Raw genomic sequence first — 16372 nt, 5'->3', positions numbered from 1 at the left:
CGCAGGCAGCAGCATTCGCGCCGCGCGCTGGCGTGCTCACGCTTTCATGCGCTTCACGTGTTTGATGTGCTTTCATGCATTCGTCGCTTCGGACGATGCGTTGCGCGCCGTCATCCCTGAATCTCCATACCACGCTGGCAAGCCCGTTTATTCGGCTCGCCGGACTCAGGCATTCCGCCCAGGCGTAGCGCTGCGCGCCGACGGGGAACGGGGAATGCGGGGAATGGTTCAGCACAGATTCAACACACATCATCAACACACATCAAGACAACGCGGAGACAAGATGGAACTCAATGCATCGGTAACGGCAGTGATCACGGGCGGCGCGTCGGGCCTGGGCGAAGCCACCGCGCGGGCGCTGGCGGCGCATGGCGTGCGCGTCGCGCTGTTCGACATGAACGCGGAAAAGGGCGAGGCCGTGGCGCGTGAACTCGGGGGCGTGTTCTGCCAGGTCAACGTGACGTCGGAAGCCGAGGTCGAAGCTGGTTTCGCCAAGGCGCGCGCAGCGCTCGGGCAGGAACGCATCCTGGTGAATTGCGCCGGCACCGGCAACGCCATCAAGACCGCATCGCGCGCCAAGGAGGCGCCGGACCAGATCCGCTTCTTCGCCTCGGACGCGTTCGAGCGCATCATCCAGATCAACCTGATCGGCTCCTTCCGCTGCCTGGCGCGCTCGGCCGCCGGCATGCTCACGCTGGATGCGCGTGACGGCGATCGCGGCGTCATCATCAATACCGCCTCGGTGGCGGCGCAGGACGGGCAGATGGGCCAGGCGGCGTACTCCGCCTCCAAGGCCGGCGTGGTCGGCATGACCCTGCCGATCGCGCGCGACCTGTCCGGCGAAGGCATTCGGGTCAATACCATCATGCCCGGCATCTTCAACACGCCGCTCTTGCAAGGCGCGCAGGAACACGTCAAGGCTGCGCTGGCCGCCTCGGTGCCGTTCCCCAAGCGGCTCGGCGCGCCGGAAGAGTTTGCCTCGCTCGCGCTGGAGATGTGCCGCAACAGCTATTTCAACGGCGAAGCGGTGCGGCTCGATGGCGCCATCCGCATGGCCCCGCGCTGATCCGGCAGTTCACAACAATAAAAAGGACGCGCGCATGCAGCAGGACCGAGAGAAGGAGACGCTGGTGGATTTCAGTTATCTGACCACACTGCCGCATGCGCTGCGCCACTTCGCGCTGCGGCGGCCTGATGCCGTGGCCTATGCTTTCGAAGGCAGGCTGACCACGTATCTGGCGCTGGACCGCCAAAGCGATAGTGTCGCCCAGGCGCTGGCGGCAGCGGGGGTCGGGCCCGGCGAGCGCATCGGCTATATCGGCAAGAACTGCGATCACTACTTCGAGCTGCTGCTGGGGGCAGCCAAGATGGGCGCTGTGATGGCGCCCGCGAGCTGGCGCCTGGCGCCGCCGGAGGTGGGCTATATCGTTGGCCACTCCGATGCCGCGCTGCTGTTCGTTGGGCCGGAATCGGCAGACCTGGTGCGCAAGCTGTTGCCCACGCTGCCGCTGGTGCGCGGGGTGATCGCCATGGAAGGCGGCCAGCCGGACTGGCCCGCCTATGTGACGTGGCGCGACGCGCATGCGCCCACGCCACCGGCGCACCAGAGCGCCGCGCACGACGTGGTGCTGCAGCTTTATACGTCGGGCACCACCGGCCGCCCCAAGGGCGCCATGCTGACCCACCGCAACCTGACCGCCGGCACCGAGGCCAGCGAGCGAGAAGATATCTCGTGGTCGCGCTGGACGGACGACGATGTCTCGCTGGTGGCCATGCCGGTGGCGCATATTGGTGGCTCGGGCTGGGGCCTGCGCAGCTTGCTTGCGGGGGCCAAGGGCGTGGTGGCGCGCGATTTCGATCCCGGCGCGGTGCTGGACTTCTTTGAGCGCGAGCGCATCAGCAAGCTGTTCCTGGTGCCCGCGGCGATGCAGTTCGTGCTGCGCGATCCGCGCGCGCGCCGCATCGACTACTCCCGCCTGAAGACCTTGCTCTATGGCGCGGCGCCGATCCCGGCAGCCTTGCTGCGCGAGGGCATCGAAGTCTTCGGCTGCGGGTTTGCGCAGCAGTACGGCATGACCGAGACCACCGGCACGGTGGTGGCCCTGGCGCCGGAAGACCACACCACCGACGACGTGCCGCGCATGCGGGCCGCCGGCAAGCCGCTGCCCGGCGTGGAAGTGGTGGTGGTGGACTGGGAAGGCCGGCGCCTGCCGCCGGGCGAAGTCGGCGAGCTGATGATCCGCTCGCCGCAGAACATGGCGGGCTACTGGAAGCAGCCCGACGAGACCGCGCGCACCATCGACGCCGACGGCTGGCTGCGCACCGGCGACGCCGGCTTTCTCGATGCCGAGGGCTATGTCTACATCCACGACCGGGTCAAGGACATGATCATCAGCGGCGGCGAGAACGTGTATCCCGCCGAGGTCGAGAGCGCGATCTACGGCCACCCGCAAGTGGCGGATGTGGCCGTGATCGGCGTGCCCGACGAAAAATGGGGCGAGGCGGTCAAGGCCATCGTCGTGCCCCGTCCCGGGCAGGCGCCGGATCGCGACAGCATCGTGGCGTGGGCGCGCGAGCGGCTGGCCGGCTACAAGATCCCAAAGAGCATCGAGTTTGTCGATGCGCTGCCGCGCAACCCCTCCGGCAAGCTGCTGCGCAGGAAGCTGCGCGAGCCGTATTGGGAAGGGTACAACCGGCGGGTCAACTGAGGCTGGCGCACAGGAATGCAAGACGAATGCAAGACGCTCGGTACGCTGCGCTTTCCCATTTCATGGGAAAGCGCAGCGAGTCATTGATCATCGGGACACATTCTCCCTGAACACCTTCACCTGCCCCGCGGAACGCGTTACGTAACGCGTAACACGCAGCCGGCCCGCCGCTCGCGCATTCGCTGCTGGCAAGGGGCGCCACCAGGTCCCTCCTGCCTGGCATGCCCTCCCGCCAGCCGTTATGGCGCCTGCCTTCCCGGCCGGCGCCACCCCTGCCGCAATCCCCTTCGCACCCGCCGCGCTCAACGCCTTGCCGCTGGCACGCGGCTTGCGGTATTGCCTGTGACAACGCTGCCGCGAATACCAGCCAAGCCGGATGGGCACGTCGTTGCCAAAGGGGGAGCAGATGGAACCGGAACGCAGCAGCTCGCACGGAGGCACGCTGTCATGAATGCACTCCTGCTTGAAGACAACCCGCTCTTGCGGCTCGGCCTGCTGCGCATGCTTGGTGGCGTCGAGGGCCTGGGCCACGTGATCTGCGTGGATCCGGCCGATCTCGCCATGCTGCAGGGGCAGATGAACGACATCGGGCTGGTGATCCTCAGCTTGCCGCCGGAGCAGGATCGCGCGCGCGCGTTGCTGGAGACCGCACGCACCGTGCTATCGGCGCAGTACCTGCTGCTGCTGGTCGATGGCACGTTACCGCCCGTGTTGCCGCCGGACCTGGCCTGGGGCATCTGCGCGTGGCTGCCGAAGGCGTCATCGCTGGCGGCGATCGAGGCGGCGATCCGGCTGGTACTGGCCGATGACGCGCGCTGGCGCCAGCCGGCCCCGCACCCCTCCGCGCCCTTGCAGGTTCTGGCGACGGAACGCGCCCGCATCGACCTGCTGCGCGACGAGGCGCGCATGTTGAAGCTCACGCCGCGCCAGTACGAGGTGCTGGTCCTGCTGTCGCAGGGCTATGCGCTCAAGACCGTGAGCCGCCTGCTCAATATCTCGGTGGCGACCGTGAAGAGCCATGTCGCGCTGCTGTACCAGCGCCTGCAGGTCAGCAACAAGAGCGAAGCCATCCATGCCGCGCGCCAGCGCGGCGCCAGGTTCCAGACGGGCAGCAGCCACGGCAGCAACGATCGTGGCACGGCCCGCGCCTGGCCCTAACCCCAGTTTCCCGTTCAGGAGAGCACCATGCGCAATCAGACCGTGAGGGACGCGGACATCGCCGCCGCCATCGACGCCACCCTGCTGCGCCGCCGGCAACAGTTCGACGGCCAGCCAGCCGCATGGCATGTGCTGTGCGAAGCCGCACACGTCGCCACGCTGGGCGAACCGGCGCGCCGGGCCTTCATTGCGCGCGTGGCGGCCAGCCGTGGCGCCGACATCGCCCTGCGCCTGCTGCTCAAGGCGGAATCGATCCGGGCCACGGTGACCGAGGCGCTGGAAGCCGGCGATGAGGTGGACGCCGGCCAGGAGCGCAGCCCGGCTGGCGGGCTGCTGCACTGACCTGGCTTACAGCCCTAGCACCAGCTTGGCGATGATGTTGCGCTGGATCTCGTTGGAGCCGGCGTAGATCGATGCCTTGCGGTAGTTGAAATAGCGCGGCGCCAGCGGCGCGGCGTAGTCGGGGCCCGCTTGCGGGCCCGTGGCGCGACCCTGCAATTCACCCCAGCCATCCTGCACGAAGGGCAGCGCGTACGGGCCGGCTGCTTCCACCGCCAGCTCGCTGATGGCCTGGATGGTCTCGGTGCCCACCAGCTTGAGCATGCTGGAGGCGGCGCCGATCGAGGTGCCCGACGTCACGTTGGAAAACAGCCGCAGCTCGCTCGCCTCCAGCGCGGCCGCGCGCACGTGCAGCTCGGCCAGCTTGCGGCGAAAACCCGGGTCGTCGAGCAAGCGCCCGCCATCCTCGCCGGGCTCCTTCTGCGCGATGCGTGCCACCTTGGCCAGTTGCTGGCGCAGCATCGGGCCGTAGCTGCCGCCGCGCTCGAACTCAAGCAGGTATTTGGCGTAGGTCCAGCCCAGGCCCTCCTCGCCGATACGGTTTTCCACCGGCACGCGCACATCTTCAAAGAAGACCTGGTTGACTTCCTGCTGGCCCTCGACCGGGCCATCCAGCGTGGGCAGCGGCGCCACCGTGATGCCGGGCGTGCGCATGTCCACCAGCACGAAGGAGATGCCGTCCTGGCGGCGCGCGTCGCGGCTGGTGCGCACCAGGCAGAACATCCAGTCGGCCCATTGCGCGTGCGTGGTCCAGATCTTGGAGCCGTTCAGGATGTAGTGCTCGCCATCCTGGTCGCGGCCGCGCTCGGCGCGCATCTGCAGGGAGGCCAGGTCGGAGCCGGAGTTGGGTTCCGAGTAGCCCTGGCACCACCAGATGTCGGAGCGAAGGATGGGCGGCAGGAAGCGCGCCTTTTGCTCGGGGCTGCCGTATTTCATGATCACCGGCGCCACCATCTTCAGGCCCATCGGCGACACGGTCGGGCAGCCGGCGGCGGCGGTCTCGGCCTGGAACAGGTAGCGCTGCGCCGGGGACCAGCCCGGGCCGCCATATTCCTCGGGCCAGTTGGGCGCGGCCCAGCCGCGCTCGAACAGCTTCTTCTGCCAGCGCACCTGGCCCTCCTTGTCGAGATAGCCATTCTTGGTGCGTGCCATCAGGGCCTTGAGGCCGGGGTCGAAGGCTTCCTTGATCCAGGCACGGACCTCGTCGCGGAACTGCAGCTCTTGCGGGGAGAAATCGAGATTCATCGACGGGCCTCGGGATGTTCGTCAGTGCGGGGCAGGAATGCGCGGGCTCACGCGGCAGCCGGATACAGCAGGTCGGCGTAACGGCGCAGGTGGTGTTCGGCGGAGCCAAACTGCAGGTCGATCGCGGTGACGCGCTTGAAGTAATGGCCAACCGCCAGCTCCTCCGTCACGCCCATGCCGCCATGGATCTGCACCGCGGCCTGGCCGACGAACCTGCCGGCCTGCCCGGCCTGCGCCTTGGCGGCGCTGGCCGCCAGCGCGCGCTGCGTGGGCTGCGCGCCAGCCTGCATGGCGGCGACTTGCGTCAGCGCCACGGTTTGCTCCAGTTGCACGTACATGTCGGCCATGCGGTGCTGCAGCACCTGGAAGGTGGCAATCGGTACGCCAAACTGCTTGCGCTGGCGCGCGTAGTCGACCGTGTCGCCGAGCATGCGGCTCATGGCGCCACCGGCTTCGGCGCACAGCGCCACCGCAGCCTCGTCGCTCAGGCGCTCGATCAGCGCCAGCGCCTCGCCCTCGGCGCCCAGCAAGCCGCCATCCGGCACGAAGACGTTGTCCAGGCGTATATCGGCGGCCCGGGAGCCATCCACGGTGGGGTATTCCTGCAGCGTCACGCCGGGCGCGTTGCGCGCGATCCAGAACAGGCTGATGCCGTCCCGGTCGCGCCGGCTGCCGCCGGTGCGCGCGCTCACCACCAGGTGCGTGGCCCACGGCGCGGCCACCACCACGGCCTTGTGGCCGTCAAGGCGCCAGCCGCCTTGCACGCGGGCGGCGCTGGCCTGTACATCGTGCAGGCAGTAACGGCTGCGCGGCTCGGCGTGCGCCCAGGCCACGGTGGCCTCGCCGCCGATGATGGCAGGCAGCCAGTTGGCGGCCAGCGTCTCGCTGCCATGCAGCAAGGCCCCGCCGCCGAGCACAACGGTAGACAGGTAGGGCTCGACCACCAGGTGGCGGCCGAACTGCTCCATCACGATCGTGTGGTCGACGGCATTGCCGCCGAGCCCGCCAAAGCGTTCCGGGAACGCGGCGCCCAGCAGCCCTAGCTCCTGCGCCAGGGCTTGCCAGCAGGACGCCCGCCAGCCAGCGGGCGAGCGGATTGCCGCCTGGCGGGCTTCGAAGCTGTAGTGGTCGGCCAGGTAGCGCGCGAGCGTGTCGCGCAACATCGATTGTTCTTCGCTGAATTGGAAATCCACGGTGGTTCCTTGGCGCGGTTGCTGGGGCACTTGCCATTATGTGAAGAGGCCGCCGGTTCGCATCGTCGGATGCGACGAATCGCCTTGGCGCGCGGCGCGCCGCACGGGCGGCCACATCGGCGTTTGCGGCATTGCACCAAGGCGCGTTCGTCGCATCCGACGATGCCCGCCCGGGGTACCTGTCCCGACAATGTGCCGCACGCAATGCCATCCCTGCCGGTTCCGCGATACCGAAGTTTCCAACGCACCCAGTCACCCAGTCATCGAGTCACCCAGTTCGGCCACACCCACTTCCAGGAGGGTCAGTCATGCACCCGCATGTTCATGCGCAGCGCACCCCGGACAAGCCGGCCATCATCATGGCCGGCGGCACCGTCGTTACTTACCGTGAGCTTGACGAGCGCTCCAACCAGGCGGCGCGGCTGTTCCGCGACCACGGGCTGCAGCCGGGCGACCGCGTGGCCTTCCTGCTGGAGAACCACCCGCGCCTGTTCGAGCTGTGCTGGGGCGCGCAACGCTCGGGGTTGATCTATGTGTGCATCAGCACGCGCCTGAACGTGGACGACGCGGCGCATATCGTGGCCGACAGCGGCGCCAGGATGCTGGTCACCTCGCATGCGCAGGCCGCCGTGGCGCAGGGGGTGGCGGCCAAGGTGCCATGCCTGGTTGCGCGCCTGATGATGGACGGCGCGGTGCCGGGCTTTGCCGCCTACGAGACGGCGCTGGCCCAGTACCCCGGGTGGCGCATCGACGACGAATGTGCAGGCACCGACATGCTGTACTCCTCCGGCACCACCGGCCGCCCCAAGGGTGTCTTCACGCCGCCGGCCAACCAGCAGATCGACGTGCCTGGCTCGCTGGTGCTGATGTGCCAGTCGCTTTACCAGTTCGGCTCAGACACGCGCTACCTCTCACCCGCGCCGCTCTATCACGCGGCGCCGCTGCGCTACAACATGGCCGTGCAGCAACTCGGCGGCACCTCGGTGGTGATGGAGCATTTCGACGCGGAAGCATTCCTGCGCTTGCTGGCAGAGCACCGCATCACGCATACCCAGGTCGTGCCCACCATGTTCTCGCGCATGCTCAAGCTGCCCGAGGCGGTGCGCCAGCGCCACGACGTGTCCTCGCTGCGCTTTGCCGTGCATGCCGCTGCGCCCTGCCCGGTGGCCATCAAGGAGCAGATGATCGACTGGTGGGGGCCGATCATCTGGGAGTACTACGCCGGCACGGAGGGCAACGGCTCCACCGCCGTGGGTTCGGCCGACTGGCTCACCCACAAAGGCACCGTGGGCCGCGCCTCCGTTGGCCAGCTGCGCATCTGCGACGACAGCGGCGCGCTGCTGCCGCCGGGCGAGCCCGGCACCATCTACTTCGCCGAGGGGCGCAGCTTCGTCTACCACAACGATCCCGACAAGACCGCGCAATCGCGCCACCCGGTGCACGCCGGCTGGACCACGCTGGGCGACGTCGGCTACGTGGACGAGGAGGGCTTTCTCTACCTGACCGACCGCAAGGCGAACATGATCATCTCGGGCGGGGTCAACATCTATCCGCAGGAGGCCGAGAACCTGCTGATGACCCATCCCGAGGTCATGGACGTGGCAGTGATCGGCGTGCCAAACGAGGACTTTGGCGAGGAGGTCAAGGCGGTGGTGCAGCCACTCGACATGGCGCGCGCCAGCCCGGCCCTGGCCGACGAGCTGCTGGCCTTCTGCCGCACCCATCTGTCCGCCATCAAGTGCCCGCGCTCGGTGGACTTTGCCGCCGAGCTGCCGCGCCTGCCCACCGGCAAGCTGCTCAAGCGGCTGCTGCGCGAGCGCTACTGGGCGGGGCGGGAGAACAAGCTGGTATAGCTTGCTTGTGTGGCCGGCATGGGGGGAGGCATTGTGGCCGGCATCGAGGCCGCCCGCCCGGCATCGCGGCCGCGTCGCATGCCGGGCGGGCGTTTACGCCATAATCAGCCGTTCGATCCCTGGCGCATGTGGCGCCAGCAGCCGGCAACCATAAGCCGGCGCCGATCGCGTGGCATCCACCGCTCGTGGGTGCCGCCGCCAACAGGAAGACACGGCGAATGGCAACAATCGAGGAGACCAGCGCGGGCCATCGGGGCGCCGCCCGCGCCGCCACGCTGGTGGCAAAGCTGCGCCCGCCCATGCTGACCCCGTTCCAGGTGGAGCGCCGCGCCATTTGCGACGCCGTGTGCGCGGCCGGCTTCGTCAAGCTGGTGCTGGTGCGCGCGCCGGCCGGGTTCGGCAAGACCACCGCCATGCTGCAATGCCGGGCGCGGCTGGACGCCGAAGGCGTGGCCACCGCCTGGCTCACGCTGGACCGCGCGGACAATGACGCCACGCGTTTTCTGGGCTCGCTCGAAGCCGCCTTCGAGCTGGTGCTGCGCAAGGGCGGCGCGCCGCTCGCCGCGGCCCAGCCCGCGCCGCAGTCGGCAGGCGAGCACGCGCTTGCGCTGATCGACCGCATGGCGGCCCACGACCGCCCCTTCACGCTGTTCCTGGACGACTTCGAGGCCTTGCAGAACCCCGCCGTGGCCGGCCTGGTCTGGCAGGTGGTGGAGCAATTGCCACCCGGCGCCCGCCTGGTGGTGGGCACGCGCTGGGTGCCGGAGTCCGGGCTGGCGCGGCTGCGCGCGCGTGGCGAGCTGCTGGAGATCGAGCCGGCCCAGCTGCGCTTCACCGCCGAGGAGACCGATTCCTTCCTGCGCCGCGCGCGCGGCCTGGCGCTGCAGCCCGCGGCTATCTCCACGCTGCACCGGCGCACCGAAGGCTGGGCCACCGCGTTGTGGCTGGCGTCGGTGGCGCTGGAGCGGCGTGGCCAGCCGGACGCCTTCATCGCCGGCTTCTCCGGCTCGAACGCCGCGATTGCCGATTACCTGGTGGAGGACGTCTACCTGCACCTGCCCGATGCGGTGCGTGCATTCCTGTTGCGCACGTCAATCCTCGACCAGCTCAGCGGGCCGCTGTGCGATGCCGTGAGCGGCACCGCCGACAGCGAGGAGATCCTCGCCTGGCTGGAGCGGGCCAACCTGTTCCTGATGCCGCTGGATGGCGAGCGCCACGGCGGCGCGGAGCCGCCTGCTCAGGCCCATCAGCCCAATGCGCGCTGGTACCGCTATCACAGCCTTTTCTCCAGCTTCCTGCGCGCGCAGCTGCAGCAGGCCATGCCGCACGAAGTGCCCGCCTTGCAGATGGCCGCCTCGCGCTGGTATGAGCAGCAGGGCCGGCCGGTGCCGGCCATCGAGCATGCGCTGGCGGCCGGCGCGGTGGACCACGCGCTGCCGCTGCTGGCGGGCAAGGTGGACGAGTTGCTGGCGCAGGGCCGCATGCGCCTGCTGACGCGCTGGCTGGATGCGGTGCCGGCCGACGCGCTGGCTGCGTGGCCCAAGCTGCAGATCGCCCATGTGTGGGCGCTGTCGTTTACGCGCGGCCCGGCCGACGCCATTGCGCTGCTGCAGACCATCCCGCTGGCCGGCGCCGAGGGCGACCTGCTGGCGCATGTGCGCGCGCTGCGCCATATGCTGCTGAACATGATGGACCGCTTCGACGAGGCGCGCGCCTGCAGCCGCGACGATCCGCTGCCGCTGCCCATGGGCTATCCGTTCCCGGACTCCATCCTTGCCACCTCGATGGCGCGCATGGCCGCCGTCACCGGCGACTACCGCGAGGCGCGGCGCCTGCTGGGCGTGGCCCGGCAGGTGGTGCGCGGCTCCGACAGCAACTTCAACAAGATCTTCTCGGAATCGGTGGAGGGGCTGATCGATCTGCGCCAGGGCCGCCTGCAGCAGGCGCTGGCGCGGTTTCGCATTGCCGCCAGCACCATGCTGCCGAACCGCTACGGCCCTACCAACGGCAACGCCATGGCCGGCATCCTGCTGGCCGATGCGCTCTACGAGATCAATGAGCGCGAGCGCGCGGAGCGCCTGCTTACAGTGTACGTGCCGCTTGCGCGCGACCTCGGCCTGCCCGACCAGATCATCACCGGCCATACCGTGCTGGCCCGCATCGCCTGCGACCGCGGCGACGTGGACGGCGCGCACGAATGGCTGGCCGCCCTCGAGCACCTTGGCCATCATCGCGGCCTGCCACGGCTGGTGCTGGGTGCCATGCTCGAGCGCGCCCGCCTGGCGCTGCTGCAAGGCAATCAGCATGCCGCCGAGCAAGCGCTGCAGCACGCAGCCGACCCGGCGCTATGGCGCGCGCGTCCCGGCCTGAGCGCGGTCAGCTCTTTTGCCAACGACCTGGAAGACGTGGTCATGGGGCGCCTGCGGCTGGCGCTGTTCACCGAGCCCTGCGTGCGCACGCGCGAGGCCATCGAGACGGAGCTCGCCGCCACCGAGCGCGCGCAACTGATGCGCAGGGCGCTCAAGCTGCGCATCCTGCTTGCGCTGGCCTGCCAGCGCAGCGGCGAAGCCCCCCAGGCGTTGCAGGCGATGGGCGAGGCGCTGCGCTTCGGCGCGGCGGAAGGATTCATCCGCATCTTCGCTGACGAAAGCGCGGAGGTGCGCCGGCTGGTGGCCGAAGCCTGCCTGCGCCAGGGCAGCGCGTTGCCCGCGGGGTACGTGGAGCGCCTGCTGCAAGCCTGCGGCGGCGCGCCGGAGCCGGTGGACCCGGCCGCCATGCAGGCGCGCCATGGGCTGCTGGAACCGCTTACGCCCAAGGAGCAGAAAGTGCTGCAACTGCTGGCCGAGGGCTTCTCCAATGTGGCGATGGCGGATCGGCTCTTTGTCTCGGAGACCACCGTGCGCACCCACCTGCGCAATATCAGCGCCAAGCTGCGGGCCAGCAACCGCACGCAGGCGGTTGCCATCGCGCGGCAACTGGGTTTGCTGTAAGGAAACGCGGGCGATTAAGCGAGCCCAGGCAGCGTCCGGGGGGATGGAAACCCCTGCAGAGGGCACTCGGACGTGCCGCTGGCCTGTGGCTTTTTGCGCAAGCCGATAACGAAATCGGCATGGTCATGGCGCTTAGCCGTTCAGCCATTCACCCGTTCACCGGTTCACCGGCTCACCCGCTCAGATGCCGATGAACTCCGCATACTCCGCCAGCGGCGCACGCGTGGCGCGCAGCTGGTTGACCGCCGCTGCCGGATCCTCGTAGCCGATCGCCATGCCGGTAAACAGCATGCGTTCGGCGGGCAGGGAGAGGAAGCCCGCAATGGTTTCCGGATACATCGCCCAGCATTCTTGCGCGCAGCTGTCCAGCCCATGCTCGCGCAGCAACAGCATCACCGTTTGCAGGTACATGCCCAGGTCCGACCATTGCGGCGGGCCCATGCGGCGGTCCACGGTGCAGAACAGCGCCAGCGGCGCGCCGAAGAACGTGAAGTTATTGGCAAACTGGGCAAGGCGCGCCGGCTTGTTTTCGCGCGGGATGCCCAGGCAGCGATAGAGGTCCTCGCCCACCTGGAAGCGCCGTTCGCGATAAGGCGAGACCAGCTCGCGCGGGTAGACGTCGTACTCGGTCCCTTCGCCGCGGGGCGCGCCGGCGACGCGCTCGCGCATGGTGGCCTTGAGCCGCGCCAGCGGCTCGCCGCCTACCACGTGCAGGTGCCACGGCTGCAGGTTGCCGCCCGATGGCGCGCGCGCGGCCTGCTCCAGCACGTCGCGGATGATCTCCGGCGGCACCGGCGTGGGAAGAAAGCCGCGTACCGATTTGCGGCTCTGGACTGCCATGCTGACTTTCACGCGGTTCTCCTTGGGGCTTGGCAGGGGATCCATTGGGGATCAGATAAAGGGCGGCTCGTTGCCCCAGTCGAAGAAGTCCGGCATGTCCTGCGACACGCGCTCGGGGAAGCTGGCCGGGCGCTTTTCCAGGAAGGCGCTGACGCCTTCCTTGACGTCGGCCGACTGGCCGCGCGACTGGATCGCGCGGCTGTCCAGGCGGTGCGCCTCCATCGGGTGGCTGGCCCCGGCCATGCGCCAGATCAGCTGGCGCGAGATGGCGACGGATACCGGCGCGGCATTGTCGGCGATCTCACGGGCCAGCGCCTGCGCGGCTGGCAACAGGTCCTCGGGCGCGTGCAGCGAGCGCACCAGCCCGCGCTCCAGCGCCTCCTGCGCCGAGAACACGCGGCCGGTGTAGCACCATTCCAGCGCGGTGGAAATGCCCACCACGCGCGACAGGAACCACGACGATGCCGCCTCGGGCGTGATGCCGCGGCGCGCGAACACAAAGCCGAACTTGGCATCGGTTGCGGCCAGGCGGATGTCCATCGGCAACTGCATGGTCACGCCGATGCCCACCGCCGGGCCGTTGACCGCCGCGATGACCGGCTTGAGGCTGCGGAAGATGCGCAGCGCCACGCGTCCGCCGCCATCGCGGTGGGCGGCTTGCTTGCTGGCGCCGTAGCGCTTCTCGTAATCGAAGGTGGAGCCGCCGGAGGACAGGTCGGCGCCGGCGCAGAAGGCGCGCCCGGAGCCGGTGACGATCACCGCGCGGACGTCATCGTCGGCGTCGGTGGCGTCAAAGGCGTCGATCAGGTCCTGCATCATGCGCGGGGTGAAGGCATTGAGCTTTTCCGGGCGGTGCAGGGTGATGGTGGCGACGCCCTTGTCGACGGCGTATTGCAGGGTCTCGAAGCTGGGGGGGACGGCTGGGTTCGGGGTGCTCATGGCTGGCCTTGGCTCTCTCGAAATGGGTGTGGGTAAGGTAGTGCAGAATCGGGCGCCTGCAATCGTCGAATCCGACGAGGTAGGGACGGCAGTGCCGCCGTAGACTGGCGCCAGGACGCCTGGCGGCCTGAGCCAGGCAGAAGACCGAGCATAGAACACAAAGACCAGAAGCCAGAAGGAACATCATGAAGACGCGCATCACCGAATTGCTGGGCACCCGCTACCCCATCATCCAGGGCGGCATGCAGTGGGTTGGCTACGCCGAGATGGCCGCCGCGGTCTCCAACGCCGGCGGGCTTGGCGTGCTCACCGCGCTGACCCAGCCCACCCCGGAAGCGCTGGCCGCGGAGATCCGCCGCACCCGCGAGCTGACCGACCAGCCCTTTGGCGTCAACCTGACGCTGCTGCCCTCCATCAACCCGCCGCCGTACGCCCGCTACCTCGACGTGATCATCGAAAGCGGCATCAAGGTGCTGGAGACGGCGGGCAACAATCCCAAGGAGCACATCGCGCGCGCCAAGGCGGCCGGCATCAAGGTGATCCACAAGTGCGTGGCGATCCGCCATGCGATGTCGGCCGAGCGCCTGGGCGTGGACGCGGTGTCCATCGACGGTTTCGAGTGCGCGGGCCACCCGGGCGAGGACGACGTCCCGGGCATGGTGCTGATCCCGCTGGCCGCGCGCCGGCTGGGCATTCCGGTGATTGCCTCGGGTGGCATTGCCGACGGGCGCGGCATGGCGGCGGCGCTGGTGCTGGGCGCGGAGGGCATCAACATGGGCACGCGCTTTTGCGCCACGCGCGAGGCGCCGATCCACCACAACGTCAAGCAGGCCCTGGTGGACGCCAGCGAGCGCGACACCAACCTGATCTTCCGCACGCTGCACAACACCGCGCGCGTGCTCAAGAACGCCGTCTCCGATGAGGTCGTCACCATCGAGCGCCAGCCGGGCGGCGCCCAGTTCGAGGACGTCAAGCACCTGGTGGCGGGCGTACGCGGCAAGGCCGCGCTCGCCGCTGGCGAGACCGACGGCGGCATCATCAGCGCCGGCCAGTGCGTGGGCCTGATCGACGACATCCCGACCTGCGCCGAGCTGATCGAGCGCATGGTGGCCGAATGCCGCGAGCAGCTCGGGGTGGCCTCGCGCTACTTCGCAGCATAAGGCGGCGCAGCCATGGCTGAAGCCAGTCAACCTTCCGATGCCGGCCCGGGCGCAGGGCAATCCGAAGTGGCCGAGGCGCCGCCGCCGGGCTTTGTCGCGTTGCGTGGCGCCAAGGGCTTCCTCGAGAACTTCGGGCAGATCTACGTGGATCGGGAACGGCGCGTAGTGGCCATCCGCATCGGGCCGCATCACCTTAACCCGCTTGGCATCCCGCACGGCGGCATGCTGGCCACGCTGGCCGACACCGCCATCGGCATGATGATGGCGCTGGAGACCGACCGCAAGCAGCCGGCGGTGACGGTCAACCTCAGCATGGATTACTTCGATGCCGCGCGGGTGGGCGACTGGGTGGAGGCGCACGTCGAGTTCGACAAGCTGGGCTCGCGGCTGCGCTTCGGCGGTTGCCGCCTGATGGCCGGGGAGCGCTGCCTGCTGCGCGCCACCGCCATCTTCTCGGTGCTCACGCCGCGCGCGTGATGCGCCGCCGCCGCTTGGGGCGTCGGCCGCGCCGCGCAATCGTCGCTTCCGACGACGCCGGGCGCCCCGCTGCTGGGCCAGAATCCGCAACAGGATAACGAGGCTTGGCCGTGCCCTTCCCAGGACACGGCCATTACGGGCGGGTTCGCCCCGGAACGACAAGAGGAGACGACATGGCAGAGGCATACATCGTAGCGGCCGCGCGCACCGCGGGCGGGCGCAAGGGCGGCAAGCTGGCAGGCTGGCATCCGGCGGATCTCGCCGCGCAGGTGCTGAACGCACTGGTTGAGCGCAGCGGCGCCGATCCGGCGCTGATCGACGACGTGATCATGGGCTGCGTCGGTCAGGCCGGCGAGCAGGCCGGCAACGTGGCGCGCAACGCCGTGCTGGCCTCGAAGCTGCCGGAAAGCGTGCCCGGCACCTCGGTCGACCGCCAGTGCGGCTCGTCGCAACAAGCCCTGCACTTCGCCGCGCAGGCGGTGATGTCCGGCACCATGGACATCGTGATCGCCGCCGGCGTGGAAAGCATGACCCGCGTGCCGATGGGCCTGCCCTCCACGTTGCCCTTCAAGAACGGCTTCGGCAGCTCGATGAGCCCGGCCATGCAGGAACGCTATCCCGGTGTGAAGTTCAGCCAGTTCACCGGCGCCGAGATGATGTCGCGCAAGTACGGCCTCACGCGGGACGACCTGGACCGCTACGCGCTGGAAAGCCACCGCCGCGCCATCGCCGCCACGCAGGCAGGCCGCTTCACGGACGAAATCGTGCCCGTCGCCGTGCGCGCCGCGGACGGCAGCGCCAACGGCGAGCTGCATACGGTGGACGAAGGCATCCGCTTTGAAGCCAGCCTGGAATCCATCTCCAGCGTCAAGCTGATCGAGGAAGGCGGCACCGTCACCGCCGCCAGCGCCAGCCAGATCTGCGATGGCGCGGCGGGGCTGATGGTGGTCAACGAAGCCGGCCTGAAGAAGCTGGGCGTCAAGCCGCTGGCACGCATTCACCATATGTCGGTGCTGGGCCATGACCCGGTGATCATGCTGGAAGCACCGTTGCCGGCAACGCTGCGGGCGCTGCAGAAGGCCGGCATGAAGATCGGCGATATCGACCTGTTCGAGATCAATGAAGCGTTTGCGCCAGTGCCGCTGGCTTGGTTGCAGACCACGGGCGCCGATCCGGCGCGCATGAACGTGAACGGCGGGGCGATTGCGCTGGGGCATCCGCTTGGTGGATCGGGGGCCAAGCTGATGACTACGCTGGTGCATGCGCTGCATGCGCAGGGGAAGCGGTATGGGTTGCAGACGATGTGTGAGGGTGGGGGGATGGCGAATGTGACTATTGTTGAGAGGTTGTAGGCTGATCGGCTGCCTTCGCTGTTTCTTTAAGCGGCGTTGGCTTTTGCACCCAAGGGCCATACGACATCCCCCTGCGGGGGCTGCCGGTCACTCTTCTTTGCGTCGGCAAAGAAGACTA

Annotated in this window: 13 protein-coding genes; 9 read left to right on the top strand and 4 right to left on the bottom strand. The window is 68.7% G+C overall.

The features are described 5' to 3' along the window. The first annotated feature begins 283 nt into the window (after nucleotides 1-283). The 4 genes from AC1Q7Q_RS37500 (at nucleotide 284) to AC1Q7Q_RS37485 (ending at nucleotide 4208) form a co-directional block, all read left to right on the top strand. Entirely contained in the window at nucleotides 284-1066 is a 783-nt protein-coding gene (locus tag AC1Q7Q_RS37500; protein ID WP_043357193.1) for an SDR family NAD(P)-dependent oxidoreductase, read from the top strand. 64 nt (nucleotides 1067-1130) lie between these two features. Then, nucleotides 1131-2708: a fatty acid--CoA ligase gene (locus AC1Q7Q_RS37495; protein WP_492374219.1), complete on the top strand. Its 1578-nt coding sequence runs from the start codon at nucleotides 1131-1133 to the stop codon at nucleotides 2706-2708. Between the two features lie 447 nt (nucleotides 2709-3155). Further along, the gene (locus AC1Q7Q_RS37490) at nucleotides 3156-3866 is read left to right on the top strand and encodes a helix-turn-helix transcriptional regulator (protein WP_492374203.1); all 711 of its coding nucleotides are present in this window, start codon (nucleotides 3156-3158) and stop codon (nucleotides 3864-3866) included. A gap of 27 nt (nucleotides 3867-3893) precedes the next feature. Continuing rightward, complete coding sequence (locus AC1Q7Q_RS37485) at nucleotides 3894-4208, top strand: DUF7696 family protein (protein WP_492374204.1); 315 nt, start codon at nucleotides 3894-3896, stop codon at nucleotides 4206-4208. A 6-nt stretch (nucleotides 4209-4214) separates the two neighbouring features. Here AC1Q7Q_RS37485 and AC1Q7Q_RS37480 read toward each other — a convergent pair whose 3' ends face one another. Together AC1Q7Q_RS37480 and AC1Q7Q_RS37475 are read right to left on the bottom strand one after the other, a co-directional pair. After that, nucleotides 4215-5450: an acyl-CoA dehydrogenase family protein gene (locus AC1Q7Q_RS37480; protein ID WP_492374205.1), complete on the bottom strand. Its 1236-nt coding sequence runs from the start codon at nucleotides 5448-5450 to the stop codon at nucleotides 4215-4217. 47 nt (nucleotides 5451-5497) lie between these two features. Beyond that, a complete protein-coding gene (locus AC1Q7Q_RS37475) occupies nucleotides 5498-6643 on the bottom strand; it encodes an acyl-CoA dehydrogenase family protein (protein ID WP_492374206.1) in 1146 nt (381 codons plus the stop codon). A gap of 308 nt (nucleotides 6644-6951) precedes the next feature. Here AC1Q7Q_RS37475 and AC1Q7Q_RS37470 point away from each other — a divergent pair, with 308 nt between their 5' ends. Then, nucleotides 6952-8496, top strand: a complete 1545-nt coding sequence (locus tag AC1Q7Q_RS37470) for an AMP-binding protein (protein WP_492374207.1) — start codon at nucleotides 6952-6954, stop codon at nucleotides 8494-8496. Between the two features lie 218 nt (nucleotides 8497-8714). After that, on the top strand, nucleotides 8715-11486 hold the full coding sequence (locus AC1Q7Q_RS37465) for a winged helix-turn-helix domain-containing protein (protein WP_492374208.1): 2772 nt from the start codon (nucleotides 8715-8717) through the stop codon (nucleotides 11484-11486). 180 nt (nucleotides 11487-11666) lie between these two features. Here the strand turns inward: AC1Q7Q_RS37465 and AC1Q7Q_RS37460 are convergent, their stop codons facing one another. Both AC1Q7Q_RS37460 and AC1Q7Q_RS37455 read right to left on the bottom strand, forming a co-directional pair. Then, complete coding sequence (locus AC1Q7Q_RS37460; RefSeq protein ID WP_458764515.1) at nucleotides 11667-12338, bottom strand: nitroreductase; 672 nt, start codon at nucleotides 12336-12338, stop codon at nucleotides 11667-11669. Between the two features lie 39 nt (nucleotides 12339-12377). After that, nucleotides 12378-13265: a crotonase/enoyl-CoA hydratase family protein gene (locus AC1Q7Q_RS37455; protein WP_492374209.1), complete on the bottom strand. Its 888-nt coding sequence runs from the start codon at nucleotides 13263-13265 to the stop codon at nucleotides 12378-12380. 185 nt (nucleotides 13266-13450) lie between these two features. Between AC1Q7Q_RS37455 and AC1Q7Q_RS37450 the strand changes: the two genes are divergently transcribed. From AC1Q7Q_RS37450 to AC1Q7Q_RS37440, 3 genes are all read left to right on the top strand, one after another. Further along, entirely contained in the window at nucleotides 13451-14425 is a 975-nt protein-coding gene (locus tag AC1Q7Q_RS37450; protein ID WP_492374210.1) for an NAD(P)H-dependent flavin oxidoreductase, read from the top strand. A gap of 12 nt (nucleotides 14426-14437) precedes the next feature. Further along, on the top strand, nucleotides 14438-14902 hold the full coding sequence (locus AC1Q7Q_RS37445) for a PaaI family thioesterase (protein WP_492374211.1): 465 nt from the start codon (nucleotides 14438-14440) through the stop codon (nucleotides 14900-14902). Between the two features lie 173 nt (nucleotides 14903-15075). Next, nucleotides 15076-16254: an acetyl-CoA C-acetyltransferase gene (locus AC1Q7Q_RS37440; protein ID WP_492374212.1), complete on the top strand. Its 1179-nt coding sequence runs from the start codon at nucleotides 15076-15078 to the stop codon at nucleotides 16252-16254. Nucleotides 16255-16372 lie beyond the last annotated feature (118 nt).

It is taken from the genome of Cupriavidus sp. GW823-FHT07A04, assembly GCF_058794615.1.
Note: the sequence above shows the minus strand (reverse complement) of the source record. Positions and strands in the feature narration are given on the sequence as shown.

Excerpts from the sequence above, each read along its gene's own strand:
- AC1Q7Q_RS37500 (WP_043357193.1), top strand. The coding sequence starts at position 284 with ATGGAACTCAATGCATCGGTAACGGCAGTGATCACGGGCGGCGCGTCG.
- AC1Q7Q_RS37490 (WP_492374203.1), top strand. The coding sequence starts at position 3,156 with ATGAATGCACTCCTGCTTGAAGACAACCCGCTCTTGCGGCTCGGCCTG.
- AC1Q7Q_RS37485 (WP_492374204.1), top strand. The coding sequence starts at position 3,894 with ATGCGCAATCAGACCGTGAGGGACGCGGACATCGCCGCCGCCATCGAC.
- AC1Q7Q_RS37480 (WP_492374205.1), bottom strand. The coding sequence starts at position 5,450 with ATGAATCTCGATTTCTCCCCGCAAGAGCTGCAGTTCCGCGACGAGGTC.
- AC1Q7Q_RS37470 (WP_492374207.1), top strand. The coding sequence starts at position 6,952 with ATGCACCCGCATGTTCATGCGCAGCGCACCCCGGACAAGCCGGCCATC.
- AC1Q7Q_RS37465 (WP_492374208.1), top strand. The coding sequence starts at position 8,715 with ATGGCAACAATCGAGGAGACCAGCGCGGGCCATCGGGGCGCCGCCCGC.
- AC1Q7Q_RS37455 (WP_492374209.1), bottom strand. The coding sequence starts at position 13,265 with ATGAGCACCCCGAACCCAGCCGTCCCCCCCAGCTTCGAGACCCTGCAA.
- AC1Q7Q_RS37450 (WP_492374210.1), top strand. The coding sequence starts at position 13,451 with ATGAAGACGCGCATCACCGAATTGCTGGGCACCCGCTACCCCATCATC.
- AC1Q7Q_RS37445 (WP_492374211.1), top strand. The coding sequence starts at position 14,438 with ATGGCTGAAGCCAGTCAACCTTCCGATGCCGGCCCGGGCGCAGGGCAA.
- AC1Q7Q_RS37440 (WP_492374212.1), top strand. The coding sequence starts at position 15,076 with ATGGCAGAGGCATACATCGTAGCGGCCGCGCGCACCGCGGGCGGGCGC.